Below are 16,008 nucleotides of genomic sequence, written 5' to 3' on the forward strand. Positions count from 1 at the left end.
GAGTGTGCATGATCGTGCATCATCGTGCAATTGTGTGCATTCAGCCACGCGACTGCTGGCACGAATGAGGCCGCGCGATACGCCGCGCGTATCGTGCACGGGCTCCAACGGTATTGGCGGCATCATGGCCCGCACCGCGATGCTGGGCGGATGAAGCCGATTTCCCTTGTTTCCTTTGCGGGCCAGGTTGGTCTGGTGACCGGCGCGGCCGGTGGCCTGGGCCTGGCCTACAGCCGCCTGCTGGCCGAGCGCGGCGCCCACGTTGTGATGCACGACATCGGTGCGGGCCTGGATGGCACCGGCAGCGACCCGCAGCGCATCGGCCAGTGCGTGCAGGAACTGCAGGCCCAGGGTCTGGCCGTGGAAGCGGCCAGTGGTGCGATCGACCAGCGCGAGAGCTGCCATGCGCTGGTGCGCGACATCCTGCAGCGGCATGGCCGCCTGGACTTCCTGATCCACAACGCCGGCTGGGTGGCCTACCAGGGCGTGGAAAGCATCGACGATGCCGCGCTGGAGCAGATGCTGTGCGTGGCCGCCAAGACACCGCTGTGGCTGGCACAGGCCGCATGGCCTGCCATGCGCGAGGCCGGTGGCGGGCGCATCGTGATCACCACTTCCGACCGCGCGCTGTACCCGCAGTACGCGCAGCGCGGGCTGTCGGCCTATGCCATGGCCAAACTGGCCGCGCAGGGGCTGGTGAATGTGCTGGCGCTGGAGGGGGCCGAGCATGGCATCGTCGTCAATGCGGTTTCGCCGGTGGCCAAGACGCGCATGTGGGGTATCGAAGGCGAACCCGACGAACTGCATCCTGCCGCCGTCGCCACCGGTGTCGCGTTCCTGGCGTCCACGCGCTGCCGGCAGGGCGGCTGGATCCTGCGCGCCAGCAATGGCCAGTTCCATGCACTGCGGCTGCAGGAAGCCGAGCATGTCGCGTATCCGCGCGATCTGCGCGCGGTGCAGGCCGACAGCATCGAGTCGGTGGCCCTGCAGTGGCCGGTGATCGCGCGGCCCAGTGTCGACGCACGCGGCTGAGCGCGTACCCTAGGCGGGTCTCTTGAACCGGCCCAGCCATGATCGACCTGCGTCTGCTCCGCCAGTTCGTGGCGGTGGCCGAGGAACTGCATTTCCACCGCGCCGCCGCCCGCCTGCACATGTCGCAGCCACCGCTGACGGCCGCCGTGCGACGGCTGGAAGAAGAGCTCGGCGCCGAGCTGATCGTGCGCGGCAATCGCACGCTGGGGCTGACCACGGCCGGCAGGACGCTGCTGGTTGAAGCGCGGGCGACCCTGCTGCAGGCCGACCAGGCGGTGCAACGCACGCGCGAAGCGGCGGCCGGGCAGATCGGCAGCCTGCGCGTGGGCTACGTGGGCAGCGCCCTGTATGGGCGCCTGCCCAGCTTGATCCGGCGCTTCCGCCAGGCCTTTCCACAGGTGCGCTTGCACCTGCAGGAAGCGACCTCGCGGCAGCAGCAGCATGGGTTGCGCGAATGCAACGTGGATGTCGGCGTGCTGATTCCGCCGATCATCTCGGCCGAGCTGCGCCTGCAGCCGTTCGACGTCGACTGCCTGGCCATTGCCTTGCCGCGCGGGCATCGTCTGGCCGCGCAGCCTGCACTGAGCGTGGCCGCGTTGGCCGACGAACCGTTCGTGTCCTGGCCCTCGGCCGAAGGCGTCGGCTTCCACGCGCAGGTGCTGGGCCTGTGCACGGCCGCCGGCTTCACGCCGCGGGTGGTACAGGAGGCACATGGCATGCACGCGGTGTTGTCGCTGGTGGCGGTGGAAGCGGGCGTGGCCATCGTGCCGGCCAGCATGGCCGGCTTCCGCCCTGATGAAATCGTCTATCGCGTGATCGAAGGAAGCGCGGCGCGTTTCGAGCTGCAGCTGTGCACGCGCCCGGAACTGCCCGCACCGGTGTTGCAGCAGTTCCTGGACATGGCGGTTGCGGAACATCTGGCGTGATCGACTCGATGCGCGTGGGGACGGTGTCGCGCGCAGCCCGAATCCGCGCGTGTGATTGCCTTCAGCCGCTGCGGCCGGCACGCGCGAAGCGCTGATTCTGCAGGGCTTGGCGGGCGCCGGGGTGGTCGCTGGAAAAACCCCCGCTGTTGCAGCGGCAATTTCCTACAGACAGCCACCGTCGTGCAGGCAAGTCTGTGCGTGCCGGTTAGGTGGGATCGGTTGGGATTGGCGTCCCACAATCAACTCTGGCGCAGCACCGGCGCACGTCACGGACGGCGTGCCTGGCTGCTGCGAACCGCTGTCTGTGGTGGGCGATGTGTGGGGATCATGGCGGTCCGCCGGTCAGTCCAGAGTTGTCCGGTACGCCAACCCGCATCGCCCGCCGCCCGTCCGCACCTCGTCGCGGACGTGTCGGTTGCGCCTGCTCGGGGGCAGTGCACAGCGCGCCTGGGGAGTGGCGGCGGGCGGTGCATCTACGGCACTAGGGCAGCAGCTGACGCGCGATGCGGAAGATGTCACTGACGGCATACAGGCCATCGTGTCGTGCCAGATGGGCGTTGTCCGGCCCGTGTTCAACGCCGCTGGCCAGCAGGCGGAACTGGTGGGCCGGGTCGGGTTGCTGCTGCAGACCGTACAGGGCGTGGCGGTCCACGTAGTCGCGGCCGTCGTTCAGGCGTTCACCGCGGGCGACGACGCCCTGCAGCTGTTCCCATGCCAGCGGCGTGTCCTGTGCAATGTCGTAGAACTCCACGATGGGCGCATCGCCGTTGATCTTCAGCACGTAGAAGGCGTGGTGGCGTCCGGCCACCTGCATGCCCACGACATCGCCAGCGCGCCAGGCGGTATTCGCCTTCGGTACCGACGGGCGCCGCGCCGGCATCAACGGCGTGCTGCGCAGCAACGCTTCGATCTCAGCGCTGCGCCGGTGGAAGGTGTCGGTCAATGCCACCGCCGCATTCAGGGCCGCGATGGCCGTGATCGCGTCGTCGGTCAGCCGCACATCGGCAAACCCCTGCCGGTGCAGGCAGACGGCCAGTGCCAGCGCAGTCGTGTGCACGTACAGCGGCGCAACCTCGGAAGGAGCCGCGTGCAGGATGCAGTTCCAACGCAGCAGCACGGTGCCGATCACCTCGGCGCCGATCTGCGCTTGCGCGCGCTCAGCCGCCTGCGGCGCCAGCCGTGCCCAGTGCGCGCAGCGCTTTACGTCGCTGTCGATCGCTTCGACCAGATTGGCCGCGGCAAGAAGTTTCAGTACGTCCGGGTGTTTGATCGCCATGCGCCTACGCGTGCTCGCTACGGCCGCACAGTCTATCCAGCGCGGAACAGATGCTCGACCAGATAGTCGATGAACACCCGCAGGCGCGCGCTGGGTTGGCGGTTGCCAGGCCATAGCAGTGAGAACTGGCCCTGCTGGTGCGGCAGTGCCGGCAGCACGTCCAGCAGGCGGCCATCGGCCAGCGCGTCGGCAGCCAGGAAGTCCGGCATCCAGGCCGCGCCCATGCCGCCGATGGTGGCCGCCAGTACCGCTTCCATGTTGTTGCAGGTCATGCCGGTGACCATCGCGGCGGCAGCGTCGCCGGCATGGCCGGGCAGCGTCCACGGTTGCAGCTTGCCGCTGCTGGGCACGCGGAAGCGCACCGCAGGCAGGTGCTGCAGGTCGGTCGGCTGCTGGGCAGCTGCGCGTGCCTGCAGCAGCTGCGGCGATGCGCAGACGATGAAGTGGAAGCTGCCCAGCGTGCGTGCCATCAGGCTGGAATCGGCCAGCGCACCGCTGCGGATCACCGCATCCAGACCTTCGTCGACCACGTCCACCAGGCGGTCGCTGAAATCCAGTTCCAGCTGCACCTGCGGGTAGCGCTGCTGGAAGCCGGGCAGCACCGGCAGCAGGAAGCGATAGCCGATGGTCGGCAGGCCGATGCGCAGCAGGCCGCGCGGTGCGTGCTGGCGCTGGGCGAGATCGGCCTGCGCGTCGGCCAGTTCATCCAGCGCGCGTCGGCAGCGCTGCAGCAGCAGCTCGCCTTCGTCGGTCAGGTGCAGGCGCCGGGTGGTGCGATGGAACAGGCGGGTGCCCAGTTCCTGTTCCAGCCGGGCAATGCGCTTGCCCACCGCCGAAGCGGTCAGGCCCAGGGCGCGCGCGGCGCCAACGATGCTGCCGGCTTCGGCGGTGCGGACAAAGGCGAGTACGGCGGAAATCGAGTCCATTTCAGGATGATTGCGGAATGATTGGCCGCAATCAACGTCCTTGCAGCGTGTTTTTCCCGTCGCGGCGGATGCCCATCATCACGGCCCTTCGAAGAAGGAGGACCGCATGGCTTCATGTTCCACCCAGGATGTTCCCGCTGCTGAAGGTCGTGGCGCGCTGCTGGCCGTGTGCCTGGCCGCGCTCGCGTTGCCGCTGGCGTTTTCCGCCGGTGCGGTGGTGGTGCCATCGCTGCAGTCCGGTCCTGACGATTCGCCGCTGGCACTGGCGTGGGTGACCAATGCCTTCATGCTGACCTTTGGCGGGCTGCTGCTGGCCGCCGGTGCGCTGGCGGATCGCTTCGGGCGGCGTCGCCTGTTCCTGACCGGAACCGCGGGCTTTGCCGTGACCACCGCCGCGGTGTGCATGGCGCCCGATCTGCTGTGGCTGGACATCGCGCGTGGTCTGCAGGGCGTGGCGGCGGCGGCTGCGCTGGCGGCGGGCACGGCCGCGCTGGCCGATGCGTGGCGCGGCCCCGGCCGTGCACGCGCCTTCGCCCTGTTGGGCACCACCTTCGGTGCCGGCCTGGCGCTGGGGCCGCTGCTGGCCGGTGCGCTGCTGCACCTGCTGGGCTGGCGCAGCGTGTTCGCCACCAGCGGTGTGCTGGCCCTGCTGGCCTGCCTGTTGGGTACGCGCGTGCTGCGCGAAAGCCACGGCGACCGCGTGCGCCTGGATGGGGTCGGCATACTGCTCTTCAGCCTGATGTTGGCCAGCCTGACCCTGGCGCTGCTGTGGCTCGGCGAATACGGCAGCGGCGCGTCGTGCGTGTGGGTGGCGTTGGCGGCCTGCGCGCTGCTGGCGGTGCTGCTCGTGCGCCAGCAGCGGCGCCAGCGTTCGCCGCTGCTGGACCTGTCGCTGTTTTCGCAGCGCGCCTTCGTGGGCGTGCAGCTGCTGCCGGTCGCTACCTGTTTCGGCTACGTGGTGTTGCTGGTGGTGTTGCCGCTGCAGCTGCTGGGCGTGCACGGGCAGGGCACGGGCATCGTCGGCCTGCAGATGCTGGCATTGTCGGCACCCTTGCTGGTGCTGCCGATGCTGGCCGCCCGCTGGGCACAGCATGTCGGCAGCACGCTGCTGTGCACGCTGGGGCTGCTGCTGTGCGCGCAGGGCCTGTGGTGGTTGTCGCGGCACGCTGCAACACCGGTGCCGATGCAGTGGATTGCACCCTTGCTGTTGATCGGTGCGGGTGCGGCGCTGCCCTGGGGATTGATGGACGGTCTGTCGGTCAGCGTGGTGCCGGTGCAGCGCGCCGGCATGGCGGCCGGCATGTTCGGCACCGTGCGGGTGGCCGGCGAGGGCATTGCGTTGGCTGCGGTCACCGCGCTGCTGGCCGGGCTGATCGGCCGGCACCTGCCCAGCGCCTGGCCGGAAGCCACGGCGTCGGCGTCGATGTATCTGGCCAGTGGTGACCTGGAAGCCGCGCAGGCGTGTTTTCCACACGCCACCGTGACCGAGCTGCAGCAGGCCAGTGGCCAGGCACTGGCGATGCTGCTGCGGACGCTGTCGGGGCTGACGCTGGCGTGCGCACTGCTGTTGCAGGTACTGCTGGGGCGCAGTGACGGCGTGCGCGGCCGCATGTCCGGCCACGCGTGAGCCCCCACCGCTGTCATCGTCGCGTCGCCAGGAACTCACGCGGCCTATGCCGCAATGGGTCTAGGGTTGATCGTCCCCGTCCCCCACGGAGATCTGCCATGTGGCTGCTTGATCATCTCTGGACCAGCCGCCGACCCCTGCCGACGCCGATGGCGGTTGATCCGCCGTTGCCGCCCCGTCGGCCCTGGCTCAAGCGTCCCGCACGGGCAGGGCGCAGTGGCATGGCGCCATGGCAGAAGATCGGCCCGCCAGCGCGCCGAAGCCGTCACTGAGCGTCGGTGCCGGAGGTCCGGTCGGCCGGATGGTTCACGCCATCGTTTGTCGGAATCAACCCCAACGCGAAGGGATCGATGCCTTCCAGGCAGGCCACGTTGTAGCCGAACTGGTCCGGGTTGGAACGGCGCCGGTGGTGGGTGTAGATGCCACACACGCCACAGAAGTAGTGCTCGGCCACGTGGGTGTTGAACTGGTACAGCCGCAGGTGGGCGTGCCCGCGCAGCACCTGCAGGCCCTGCCGGGTCACGCTGGCCACGATGGCGCCGCGGCGCCGGCACATGGAGCAGTCGCAGCGGCGTGGATCGACGATGCCCTCGGGCAGCTCCAGCTGCAGCTCGACCGTGCCGCAATGGCAGGTGGCGCGGTGCTGCGCCTGCACCGGAATCCCGGCGACCGATGTGATGCCCATGGATGCTCCCTGCACTGTGGTCAGGCCGCCAGTATGCGCTTGCTGAACGCGTCGTAGATGCCAGGGTCAGGTCGCTTGTGGCTAACTAGGCCGCCCCCGCTAGCGACAGGATGCCCGTGAGAGCCGCAGGACGTTGGATGACAGGATGTGCCATGGCGCTGCTGGCGCTGTGGGTAGCCGGCCTGCTGGCCTACCAGTTGCCCGGGCCGGGCTGGCTGTCGGCGGCCGTGGCCGCGCTGTGGCTGGCGCTGGCCGGCTTCACTGCCTGGCGGGTGGCGCGTGGGCGCAGCCCGCGCCGCTGGACGGCCCCGGTGACCGCCTGCCTGGGGCTGGCCGGGCTGGGCTGGCTGCTGCTGACCCCGCGCCAGGACCGCGACTGGGCCGATGATGTGGCCCAGCGCCTGCACGTGGCCTCGTTCGACGGCCGCCACGTGGTGCTGGACAACGTGCGCGACTTCACCTGGCGCAGCGAAACCGACTACGACGCGCGCTGGGTGCAGCGCCGCTACGATCTGGACCAGCTGCGCTCGGCCGATCTGGTGCTGTCGTACTGGATGGGCCCGGCCATCGCCCACACGCTGGTCTCGTTCGGCTTCGACGATGGGCGCTACCTGGTGTTCTCGCTGGAAATCCGCAAGGAGCGCGGCGAGGCATTTTCGGCCATCGGCGGTTTCTTCCGCCGCTTCGAAATGACCCTGGTGGCATCCGAGGAAACCGACATCCTGCGCACCCGCACCAATGCGCGCGGCGAGGATGTGTACCTGTACCGGCTGCACGGCATGGACCGCGCACAGCTGAAAACCCTGTTTGCCGCCTATCTGGACGAGGCGCGCAAACTGGATGAGAAGCCGGCCTTCTACAACACGCTGACCAGCAACTGCACCACCATCGTGTTCGACCTGGCCCGACATATCGCGCCGGGTCTGCCGCTGGACTACCGCCTGCTGTTGTCGGGCTACCTGGCCGAGTACGCGCAGCAGGTAGGCGCGTTGACCCCAGGCGTGCCCTTCAACGAACTGCACGCGAAGGGACGCATCACCCAGCGTGCGCTGCAGATGGCGCCGGGGCAGGACTTTTCCCGCGTGATCCGTCAGGGCGTGCCGGGAACCGGCCAGGACGAACAGCCATGAGCCTGCGCGCGTTGATGGGCGTGGGCCGCTTGCTGCCGGCCGTGCTGGCCACCTTCCTGCTGCTGGGCAGCAGTGGCTGCGCGATGGTGACGGTGAAGCAGGTCGCATCCAGCGACTCGCTGGTGAACAAGCGCTCGGATGTGCTGAACACCGGCAAGCTGAGCCCGGCTTCCCGCGAAACGCTGAGTGCGGCCGGTCTGGATGAAGCGCAGTGCGAAAAGGACTTCCTGGTCTGCCGCAGCACCTTGCTGATGACCGACGATCTGAACGTCGAGCAGCGGCTGTCCACCTTGTCCGAGCTGTGGGTGAAGGCGGCGCTGGCGCTGACCCCAAAGAAGCACGTGCAGGGCGAACCGCCGATGAGCGATGCGGCCCTGGATGCCTGGCTGGAAGCGGCGCGCTACGGCTATGCCTATCTGTTCCACAGCGGTCGCTCGCCGTCGGATCGCGCGTTCGAGGATCGCCAGACCCAGGTGCGCGATTACTACAACTACGCCGCCGAGAAAGCGGCAGTGGTGCTGTTCACCCGTGCGCGCGCGGCGGCGCTGGCCGGCGAGGACTATACCCAGCCGCTGTCGGCCGGCAGTTGGACGCTGGCCTCGAACTACGGCCAGTTGCAGTTGAAGAGCATTCCCGCGCAGCTGGTACCGGCCGGCTCGGTCAGCTTCGTCGGCCTGCGCAGCACCTACCGCCGTGATGGCTTCGGTGCCGAACTGGTGATGGTGATGGACCCGCCGAAGCTGGTGGCGCCGGTGATCGCCGGCGACGGCCCGCAGGTGCAGGGCAGCGACAGCAGCGCTGGAGCATCTTTGCCCCGCCGTGGGCGCGATGCCGACGTGCCGGTGTTCAGCGAGATGTCGGCGATCAACGTGACCGCGCTGCTGCGCTTCCAGGGCGAAACGCTGGACGATGTGATGCGCACGCGGCGGGTGGAGCTGGATGCCTATTCGCCGGAAGCCACCGAACGCATCACCCTGCACGGCGAAAGCGTGCCGCTGGCCGGCAACTTCACCGCTGCCTATGGCCTGTGGCTGGCGCAGAGCGGCTTTGCCACGCAGTCGCTGCGTACCCTGTTCGGCCTGAGCGAAGGCATCGGCGAACCGCACATCTACCTGATGCAGCCGTGGGACCCGAACCGCCGCATCATCTTCATGCTGCACGGCCTGGCCAGCAGCCCGGAAGCCTGGGTGAACCTGGCCAACGAGATCATGGGCGACCCCGAGCTGCGCAGCCAGTTCCAGGTGTGGCAGGTCTACTACCCGACCAATGCGCCGATTGCACTGAACCGCTACGAGATCGCCACCGCATTCAACCAGACGTTGAAGCATTTCGACCCGCAGGGCAGCGCGCCGGCATCGAAGGACATGGTCTACATCGGCCACAGCATGGGCGGCGTGCTGGCGCGGCTGCTGGTCAGCGATTCCGGTGAAGTGCTGTGGGACGATCTGCTGGCCAGCTATGAGCTGAAGGGCGAACGCCTCAAGCGCGTGCAGGCCAAGCTGGGCCCGCTGCTGCACTTCAAGGCGCAGCCCCATGTCGAGCGCGCGATCTTCATTGCCGCTCCCCACCAGGGCACCGATATTGCCGGCAACAAGCTGGGCCGGCTGATCGGCCGGCTGGTGCGGTTGCCGCTGACCATCCTGGGCAAGTTCGAAGACGTATTCCTGGCCCTGGCGCAGGCCGAGCAGCAGGTCGATGGCACCGCCAAACCGAAGATTCCCAACAGCATCGACAACCTGAAGGCCAGCGACCCGTTCGTGAAGGCCGCCGCGCACCTGCCGATCGAGGCGGGGCTGAAGTACCACTCGATCATTGCCCAGCGCAAACCGGAACTGCCGTTGCAGCAGTCCGATGATGGCCTGGTGCCGTACTGGAGCGCGCACCTGCCGGGCGCGCTGTCAGAGAAGGTGATCATTTCCGGCCACAGCGTGCAGGAAACACCGCAGGCGGTGCTGGAAGTGCGCATCCTGCACCGGGACATCGATGACGTGGGGCCTGTTGTTCGACCTTGATTGTCGGGGGGCAGAGCCGTCTTCTGCGAAAACGGATCCGACCCCAGGGGTCAGATCCCTTTCCATGGGAAAGGGCTCTGACCCCAAGCGCGCCTACACCCGCCGCGCAACCACGGTAGCGAACATGGCCAGGCCGACGGTGATCGCCAGGCACAGTACATAGCCGGTGTGCGGCGCGGTTTCCACGAACAGGGCGAACAAGGCACCGGACACGGCCAGCGCCGTGGCCACGCACAGTGCTTCGCTCAACTGCAGCGCCGAACTGTTGCGGCCCTGTTCCTGCGGCGCTGACAGCGACAGGGTGAGCACCGACAGGCTGGCGTAGATCAGGCCCATGCCGAAACCGGTCAGGGCCCAGCCTGCCAGCGCCAGCAGCAGCGGCACCGCGTTGAACAGCACCGCCAGGGTGGCGGCGATGCCCGCGCTCATCAGTACCGTGCCCACCCGCAGCAGGCGCTGGCGCGACCAGCCGCGCTGCTGGTGGCCCTGCAGCCACGAACCGGCGAACCAGCCCAGCGCACCCAGGCTGAGCACCGCACCGGCCCAACTGGGCGAGAGCCCGCGCTCGCGTTGCAGCAGCAGCGGCAGGTACGCCTCGCAGGCGAAGAAGGCCGATGCGGCGACGCCGCGCAGCGCGATCACGCTGGGCAGGCCGCGGCGCAGTGCCAGGGTGCCGTTGGGCAACAGCCTGCGCGCACACCACAGCAATGCGATCAACGCCACGATCATGCAGGCCGCGGCCACGCCGCCGTGCTGCTGGCCGCCCACGTACAACAACAGGGCGGCCAACGCCGCGCCGCCCGCCCAGCGCACGCGGTCGTCCGGCTGCTCCGCGCCCGCAGGGGCTGAAACGCGCGCCGGACCGGCCAGCGCCGGCCGCAGCATCAGCGCCGCCGGCACCGCCAGCAATGGCACCAGCAGGAATACCCAGCGCCAGCCAAGGTGCTGCACGATCAGCCCGCTGATTGCCGGGCCCACCAGCGACGGCACGACCCAGCCGGCGGAAAACGCGGCGAACACTTTCGGCCGCAGCGCTTCGGGATAGTGGCGGCCGACCATCACGTACAGCGCCACCGAGATGGCACCGCTGCCCAGCCCCTGCAGCAGGCGGCCAGCCACCAGCATGCCCATGCGCGTGGCCAGCCCGGCCAGCAGCAGGCCCAGCAGGAAGCTGGCCAGGCCCCACCACAGCGGGCGGGCGGGGCCGTCGCGGTCGGCCCAGCGCCCGGCCACGGTCATGCCGACCACGCTGGTGGCCAGCGTTCCGCCAAAGGCCAGTGCATACAGGCGCAGGCCGTCCAGTGCCTCGGCCACGGTGGGCATGGCCGCTGCCACCGCCAGCGCCTCGAAGGCCAGCAATGCAACCAGTACCACCATGCCCACGGTGGTGGCGCGGTGGGCAGGGGACAGAATGGAATCGGCCACGGGCGCTTGCGCCATGGCAACGGGGGAGTTGGTGTTCATCGGCAAACGATAGCAGTGCGGCGCTTGTGTTCACGCTGCGGAAGCGCCAGCATCGCACCTGAACCAAGGTTGAGGTCAAGCGATGGCGGAATCGGAACTGGCGGTGGGCGAGGTGGCGCGACGCAGCGGCGTGGCGGTGTCGGCGCTGCACTTCTACGAGCGCAAGGGGCTGATCAGCAGCCTGCGCACTGCGGGCAACCAGCGCCGCTACGCGCGTGATGTGCTGCGCCGGCTGGCGGTCATTCGCGTGGCGCAGCGGGTGGGTATGCCGTTGGAAGCGGTGGCGCGCGCGTTCGAGACCCTGCCGCAGGGGCGTGCGCCGACCAAGGCCGATTGGGCACGACTGTCGGCGCGCTGGCAGCAGGAGCTGGAAGAACGCATCCACATGCTGCAACTGCTGCGCGATGAACTGACCGGCTGCATCGGCTGCGGTTGCCTGTCGTTGAAGCGCTGCCGGCTGGCCAACCCGGACGACGTGCTGGGCCAGCGCGGCGATGGCCCCATGCGCTGGGGCTGATCCGTTGCTGCCAGCGCCTACCAGACGGTGAGCGTCTCACCGCTCTGGATGCCTTCCACTGCGCGCTGGAAGGCCAGCGCGGCGCGCTGCGCGGTCACCGCTTCAAAGCCCGGGAAATACGGCCCGTAGGCCTCCATCGATTCCACCAGCACGTTCGGGCTGACCACGTTGATGCGCAGCCCGCGTGGCAGCAGTTCCAGTGCGGCCGCACGCACGAAGCCTTCCAGCGCCTGGTTCACCGCGGTCGCGTTGGCGCCGTCGCGGATCGGCTGCGCGCTGACAATGCCACTGGTCAGCGTGATGGAACCGCCTGCAGGCAGGTGATGCTGGGCGGCCAGTGCCAGACGCACCTGGCCCAGCAGCTTGTCCTGCAGGCCGCTGTTGAACTGGGCGGCGGTCATGCTCTGCAGTGGGCCGAAGTGCAGCTTGCCGGCGGTGGAAATCACCGCATCCAGCGGGCCGCTCTGCGCGAACAGCTCGGCCACACTGCGGTCATCGGTCAGGTCCACGCGCAGGCTGCCGCTGTTGCGGCCGGCGGTGATGATCTGATGCTGCTGGCCCAGGTGGCGGGCGACGGCCTGGCCCAGCGTACCGCTGGCGCCGACGAGCAGGATATTCATGGCGACTCCAAGGCGAAGAGGTGAGGCGGCCAGTCTGCGCCGGGATCCATGGGTTTGGTAAGGTGGAAAAGGTTCGCTGATTGCTAATCAGGAGTTTGCAATGGATCTGTTGCGCTGCATGCAGGCGTTCGTGGCCGTGGCCGACCATGGCAGCTTTTCCGCCGCCGCCGAACACCTGCAGGTCTCGGCGGTGATGGTGGGCAAGTACATCCAGCAGCTGGAGGCGCACCTGGGCAGCGCGCTGCTGCAGCGGAACACCCGCCGCCAGCGGCTGACCGACGCCGGCATTACCTATCTGGCCGCTTGCCGCCAGGTGCAGGAGCAGGTGCTGCAGGCCGAGGCCGACGTGGCGGGCCTGCAGCGGCAGCCGCGTGGCCTGCTGCGCATCAGCGCGCCCACCACCTGGGGCAGCTGCGTGCTGGCGCCCCTGCTGGCCGGGCTGCTGCGTGCACAGCCGGAACTGAACATCGAGCTGGACCTGAGCAACCGCCGCGTGGACCTGATCGAAGACGGCTTCGATGCGGCGATCCGGGTCGGCCCGCTGCCGTCACAGGAGCTGGTGGCGCGCCCGCTGCCGCCGTATGCGATGAGCCTGTGCGCGGCACCGGCCTATCTGCGACGTCGCGGCACACCGCGCACGCCCGCCGATCTGGCCGGGCATGACTGCCTGAGCCACCTGGCCTGGCGCGGTGGCCATGGCTGGCAGCTGGCCAATGGCGAACAGGTGGACTGGGAAGCGCGCTTGAGCAGTAATGATGGCCTGGCCTTGCGCGAGGCCGCAGTGGCCGGCGCGGGCCTGGTGCTGCAGCCGACGGCCCTGCTGGCTGCGGAGATCGCCGCGGGGCGGCTGAAGCCGGTGCTGCGCGACTATCTTCCCGAGCCACGGCCCATGCACCTGATCTATCTGCCCGATCGCAGGCCCAGGCCACGATTGCAGTGTTTCGTGGAGTACGTGATGGAGCAGCTGGGGTAGTTCAGGGTCAGGGGTCAGAGCCCTTTGCTGGCGCAAAGGGATCTGACCCCAGATGGATGATCGGTGGGTGCCGACCGTTGGTCGGCACACCAGGCTCAATCGTTGGCGGCAGACAATTCCTGTCCACGTCGCTGTGCGGCGCGCAGTGCCTTGTCGACCAGCCGTTCAAACCCATCGGCCTGGAAGCTTTCGATCGCCGCCTGGGTGGTGCCGTTGGGCGAGGTGACCCGGCGCCGCAGTTCGGCCGGGCTCTCGCCGGCTTCGTCCAGCATGCGCGAGGCGCCCAGCAGGGTCTGCACCACCAGCGTGCGCGCGGCGTCGGCTGGCAGGCCCTGGGCAATACCGGCCGCTTCCATCGCTTCTGCAAGCAGGAACACATAGGCCGGGCCGCTGCCAGAGACGGCGGTGACCGAATCCATCAGCGCTTCATCGTCGATCCACACCGTGCGCCCGGCGCTGGCCAGAACCTGGTCGGCCTGGGCCTGCTGCTCCACGCTGACCGCGCCGGTGGCATACAGCCCCGTCACGCCGGCGCCGAGCAGGGCCGGGGTGTTGGGCATTGCGCGCACCACCGGCAGGGCGCCGCCCAGCCAGCGCTGCAGCTGCGCGCTGGTGATGCCGGCGGCGATCGATACGACCAGCGGTTGTTGCTGCTGTGCCAGCGCCTGCAGGCTCTGGCAGACCCCGCGCAGTACCTGCGGCTTCACCGCCACCAGCCACACGCTGCCCTGTGCGGCCGCATCGGCGGCGTTGTCGTGGGTCTGCACGCCGAAATCATCGGCCAGCGCCTGCCGCAGTTCAGCCACCGGTTCGGCCACGTGAATGAGCGCAGGTGCCGTGCCCTGGCGGATCAGCCCGGCGATCAGGCTGCGCGCCATGTTGCCGCCGCCGATGAAGGTGATGGATGCCGCTGCCATGGAACAGTTCTCCTTGCGAATCAGGCCGGGCGCGGGCGCGCGCCGAACAGGGCGGTGCCGATGCGCACCAGGGTGGCGCCTTCGGCGATGGCTTCGGCGTAGTCGCCGCTCATGCCCATCGACAAGGTGTCCACGTGCGGGTGGCCGGCGGCCAGTGTCTCGAAAAGTGTGCGCATGCGCACGAAAGCTTCACGGCGGCGCGCGGCGTCGGGCCACGGCGCAGGAATGGCCATCAGCCCGCGCAGGCGCAGCGACGGTTCGGCGGCGATGGCCTGGGCCAGCGCATCCACCTGCTGCGGGCTGCAGCCGTGCTTGCTGCCTTCGTCGTCGATGTTGACCTGGATGAGCACGTTCAGCGGCTCGCGCCCGGCAGGGCGATGGCGGGCCAGCGCGGTCACCAGCTTGGCCCGGTCCACGCTCTGCACCCAGTCGAAATGCGCCGCCACGGCCTCGGCCTTGTTCGACTGCAGGTGGCCGATCAGGTGCCATTCCAGCCGCAGGTCCTGCAGCGCCTGCATCTTGGCCAAGGCTTCCTGCACGTAGTTCTCGCCGAAGGCCTGCTGGCCCTGCGCGGCCAGCGCGGCCACGGCCTGTGCCGGCTGGGTCTTGGAAACGGCCAGCAGGCGCGGCGGTGGCCGCCCGGCGGCCTCGGCGGCGTTGTGCAGGTTGCTCAGGATTTCGGGCAGGGGAGTGGGCACGTAACGCGTTCCGGTGTGACAGGAGGCTATACTGCCGCCCGGGGAAAGATCCTTCCAGTCGCAGCCGTTATTGGGGAGTAGCCGCTCATGGATATCGCCGAACTGTTGGCGTTTTCCGTAAAGAACAAAGCGTCCGACCTGCACCTGTCCGCAGGCTTGCCGCCGATGATCCGCGTGGACGGCGATGTTCGCCGGATCAACATTCCAGCCCTGGACCACAAGCAGGTCCACGCGCTGGTGTACGACATCATGTCCGACAAGCAGCGCCGCGATTACGAGGAATTCCTCGAAGTGGACTTCTCCTTCGAGATTCCCTCGCTGGCGCGCTTCCGTGTCAATGCCTTCAACCAGAACCGTGGTGCCGGTGCGGTGTTCCGTACCATTCCCTCGGAAGTGCTGACCCTGGAAGACCTGGCCTGCCCGCCGCTGTTCCGCGAAGTGATCCAGCAGCCGCAGGGCCTGATCCTGGTGACCGGCCCGACCGGTTCGGGCAAGTCGACCACGCTGGCGGCGATGATCGACCACATCAACAAGAACGAATACGGCCATATCCTCACCGTCGAGGATCCGATCGAATTCGTGCACACCTCGCAGAAGTGCCTGATCAACCAGCGCGAAGTGCACCGCGATACGCACGGCTTCAACGAAGCACTGCGCTCGGCGCTGCGTGAAGATCCGGACATCATCCTGGTGGGCGAACTTCGCGACCTGGAAACCATCCGCCTGGCGCTGACCGCTGCGGAAACCGGCCACCTGGTGTTCGGTACGCTGCATACCAGTTCGGCGGCCAAGACCATCGACCGTATCATCGACGTGTTCCCGGCCGGCGAAAAGCCGATGGTGCGTTCGATGCTGTCCGAGTCGCTGCGCGCGGTCATTTCGCAGGCGCTGCTGAAGAAAGTGGGCGGTGGACGTACCGCAGCGTGGGAAATCATGGTCGGCACCCCGGCCATCCGCAACCTGATCCGCGAGGACAAGGTGGCGCAGATGTACTCGGCCATCCAGACCGGCCAGCAGTACGGCATGATGACCCTGGACCAGCATCTGCAGGACCTGGTCAAGCGCAGCCTGATCACCCGCAACCAGGCGCGCGAGTACGCCAAGGACAAGCGTCTGTTCGAGTAAGGACGGCTTCGGCGCGGCGGCCCGCACAGGCGGGGTCGCCGCATTGACGTTCCGCCATCGACCGATCTCTGGCACATGCC

General features: G+C 68.4%; 15 protein-coding genes. 8 read left to right on the forward strand and 7 right to left on the reverse strand.

The genetic code is table 11. The features are described 5' to 3' along the window. The first annotated feature begins 150 nt into the window (after positions 1-150). A complete protein-coding gene (locus tag C1932_RS04875; protein WP_108761386.1) occupies positions 151-1,032 on the forward strand; it encodes an SDR family NAD(P)-dependent oxidoreductase in 882 nt (293 codons plus the stop codon). Positions 1,033-1,070: 38 nt separating this feature from the next. Then, complete coding sequence (locus tag C1932_RS04880) at positions 1,071-1,958, forward strand: LysR family transcriptional regulator (protein WP_108761387.1); 888 nt, start codon at positions 1,071-1,073, stop codon at positions 1,956-1,958. A gap of 481 nt (positions 1,959-2,439) precedes the next feature. Here C1932_RS04880 and C1932_RS04885 read toward each other — a convergent pair whose 3' ends face one another. Together C1932_RS04885 and C1932_RS04890 are read right to left on the reverse strand one after the other, a co-directional pair. Then, positions 2,440-3,234: a hypothetical protein gene (locus tag C1932_RS04885; RefSeq protein WP_108761388.1), complete on the reverse strand. Its 795-nt coding sequence runs from the start codon at positions 3,232-3,234 to the stop codon at positions 2,440-2,442. 32 nt (positions 3,235-3,266) lie between these two features. Continuing rightward, a complete protein-coding gene (locus C1932_RS04890; RefSeq protein ID WP_108761389.1) occupies positions 3,267-4,160 on the reverse strand; it encodes a LysR substrate-binding domain-containing protein in 894 nt (297 codons plus the stop codon). 106 nt (positions 4,161-4,266) lie between these two features. Here C1932_RS04890 and C1932_RS04895 point away from each other — a divergent pair, with 106 nt between their 5' ends. Beyond that, positions 4,267-5,787, forward strand: coding sequence for an MFS transporter (locus tag C1932_RS04895; protein ID WP_108761390.1), 1,521 nt, complete (start codon positions 4,267-4,269; stop codon positions 5,785-5,787). A 265-nt stretch (positions 5,788-6,052) separates the two neighbouring features. Here C1932_RS04895 and C1932_RS04900 read toward each other — a convergent pair whose 3' ends face one another. Further along, positions 6,053-6,472: a GFA family protein gene (locus tag C1932_RS04900; RefSeq protein ID WP_108761391.1), complete on the reverse strand. Its 420-nt coding sequence runs from the start codon at positions 6,470-6,472 to the stop codon at positions 6,053-6,055. A 152-nt stretch (positions 6,473-6,624) separates the two neighbouring features. Between C1932_RS04900 and C1932_RS04905 the strand changes: the two genes are divergently transcribed. Both C1932_RS04905 and C1932_RS04910 read left to right on the forward strand, forming a co-directional pair. Then, positions 6,625-7,602, forward strand: a complete 978-nt coding sequence (locus tag C1932_RS04905) for a DUF4105 domain-containing protein (RefSeq protein ID WP_108761392.1) — start codon at positions 6,625-6,627, stop codon at positions 7,600-7,602. Continuing rightward, positions 7,599-9,614: a hypothetical protein gene (locus C1932_RS04910; RefSeq protein ID WP_108761393.1), complete on the forward strand. Its 2,016-nt coding sequence runs from the start codon at positions 7,599-7,601 to the stop codon at positions 9,612-9,614. The genes C1932_RS04905 and C1932_RS04910 overlap by 4 nt, the downstream gene beginning before the upstream one ends. 93 nt (positions 9,615-9,707) lie before the next feature. Here the strand turns inward: C1932_RS04910 and C1932_RS04915 are convergent, their stop codons facing one another. After that, positions 9,708-11,078: an MFS transporter gene (locus C1932_RS04915; protein WP_108761394.1), complete on the reverse strand. Its 1,371-nt coding sequence runs from the start codon at positions 11,076-11,078 to the stop codon at positions 9,708-9,710. An 82-nt stretch (positions 11,079-11,160) separates the two neighbouring features. Here C1932_RS04915 and soxR point away from each other — a divergent pair, with 82 nt between their 5' ends. After that, entirely contained in the window at positions 11,161-11,595 is a 435-nt protein-coding gene (soxR, locus tag C1932_RS04920; RefSeq protein ID WP_108748775.1) for a redox-sensitive transcriptional activator SoxR, read from the forward strand. A gap of 17 nt (positions 11,596-11,612) precedes the next feature. Here the strand turns inward: soxR and C1932_RS04925 are convergent, their stop codons facing one another. Then, a complete protein-coding gene (locus tag C1932_RS04925) occupies positions 11,613-12,215 on the reverse strand; it encodes a short chain dehydrogenase (RefSeq protein ID WP_108761395.1) in 603 nt (200 codons plus the stop codon). Positions 12,216-12,315: 100 nt separating this feature from the next. On the opposite strand from C1932_RS04925, the gene C1932_RS04930 reads away from it, so the two are divergent. After that, positions 12,316-13,188 carry a LysR family transcriptional regulator gene (locus C1932_RS04930; protein ID WP_108761396.1) on the forward strand — a complete coding sequence of 291 codons (873 nt, stop codon included), beginning with the start codon at positions 12,316-12,318 and terminating at the stop codon, positions 13,186-13,188. 95 nt (positions 13,189-13,283) lie between these two features. Here C1932_RS04930 and proC read toward each other — a convergent pair whose 3' ends face one another. Both proC and C1932_RS04940 read right to left on the reverse strand, forming a co-directional pair. Next, positions 13,284-14,105 (reverse strand): pyrroline-5-carboxylate reductase, encoded by an 822-nt coding sequence (proC, locus tag C1932_RS04935; protein ID WP_108761397.1) that lies wholly within the window; start codon positions 14,103-14,105, stop codon positions 13,284-13,286. 20 nt (positions 14,106-14,125) lie between these two features. Continuing rightward, positions 14,126-14,803, reverse strand: coding sequence for a YggS family pyridoxal phosphate-dependent enzyme (locus C1932_RS04940; RefSeq protein ID WP_108761398.1), 678 nt, complete (start codon positions 14,801-14,803; stop codon positions 14,126-14,128). A gap of 87 nt (positions 14,804-14,890) precedes the next feature. Here C1932_RS04940 and C1932_RS04945 point away from each other — a divergent pair, with 87 nt between their 5' ends. Further along, positions 14,891-15,928, forward strand: coding sequence for a type IV pilus twitching motility protein PilT (locus C1932_RS04945; protein ID WP_108748780.1), 1,038 nt, complete (start codon positions 14,891-14,893; stop codon positions 15,926-15,928). The last annotated feature ends 80 nt before the right edge of the window (positions 15,929-16,008 follow it).

This window comes from Stenotrophomonas sp. YAU14D1_LEIMI4_1, from assembly GCF_003086815.1.
Taxonomy (GTDB): Bacteria; Pseudomonadota; Gammaproteobacteria; order Xanthomonadales; family Xanthomonadaceae; genus Stenotrophomonas.

Bases quoted from the DNA above. Each gene is read 5' to 3' on its own strand.
- C1932_RS04875 (WP_108761386.1), top strand. From the start codon at position 151: ATGAAGCCGATTTCCCTTGTTTCCTTTGCGGGCCAGGTTGGTCTGGTG.
- C1932_RS04880 (WP_108761387.1), top strand. From the start codon at position 1,071: ATGATCGACCTGCGTCTGCTCCGCCAGTTCGTGGCGGTGGCCGAGGAA.
- C1932_RS04885 (WP_108761388.1), bottom strand. From the start codon at position 3,234: ATGGCGATCAAACACCCGGACGTACTGAAACTTCTTGCCGCGGCCAAT.
- C1932_RS04890 (WP_108761389.1), bottom strand. From the start codon at position 4,160: ATGGACTCGATTTCCGCCGTACTCGCCTTTGTCCGCACCGCCGAAGCC.
- C1932_RS04895 (WP_108761390.1), top strand. From the start codon at position 4,267: ATGGCTTCATGTTCCACCCAGGATGTTCCCGCTGCTGAAGGTCGTGGC.
- C1932_RS04900 (WP_108761391.1), bottom strand. From the start codon at position 6,472: ATGGGCATCACATCGGTCGCCGGGATTCCGGTGCAGGCGCAGCACCGC.
- C1932_RS04905 (WP_108761392.1), top strand. From the start codon at position 6,625: ATGGCGCTGCTGGCGCTGTGGGTAGCCGGCCTGCTGGCCTACCAGTTG.
- C1932_RS04910 (WP_108761393.1), top strand. From the start codon at position 7,599: ATGAGCCTGCGCGCGTTGATGGGCGTGGGCCGCTTGCTGCCGGCCGTG.
- C1932_RS04915 (WP_108761394.1), bottom strand. From the start codon at position 11,078: ATGAACACCAACTCCCCCGTTGCCATGGCGCAAGCGCCCGTGGCCGAT.
- soxR (WP_108748775.1), top strand. From the start codon at position 11,161: ATGGCGGAATCGGAACTGGCGGTGGGCGAGGTGGCGCGACGCAGCGGC.
- C1932_RS04925 (WP_108761395.1), bottom strand. From the start codon at position 12,215: ATGAATATCCTGCTCGTCGGCGCCAGCGGTACGCTGGGCCAGGCCGTC.
- C1932_RS04930 (WP_108761396.1), top strand. From the start codon at position 12,316: ATGGATCTGTTGCGCTGCATGCAGGCGTTCGTGGCCGTGGCCGACCAT.
- proC (WP_108761397.1), bottom strand. From the start codon at position 14,105: ATGGCAGCGGCATCCATCACCTTCATCGGCGGCGGCAACATGGCGCGC.
- C1932_RS04945 (WP_108748780.1), top strand. From the start codon at position 14,891: ATGGATATCGCCGAACTGTTGGCGTTTTCCGTAAAGAACAAAGCGTCC.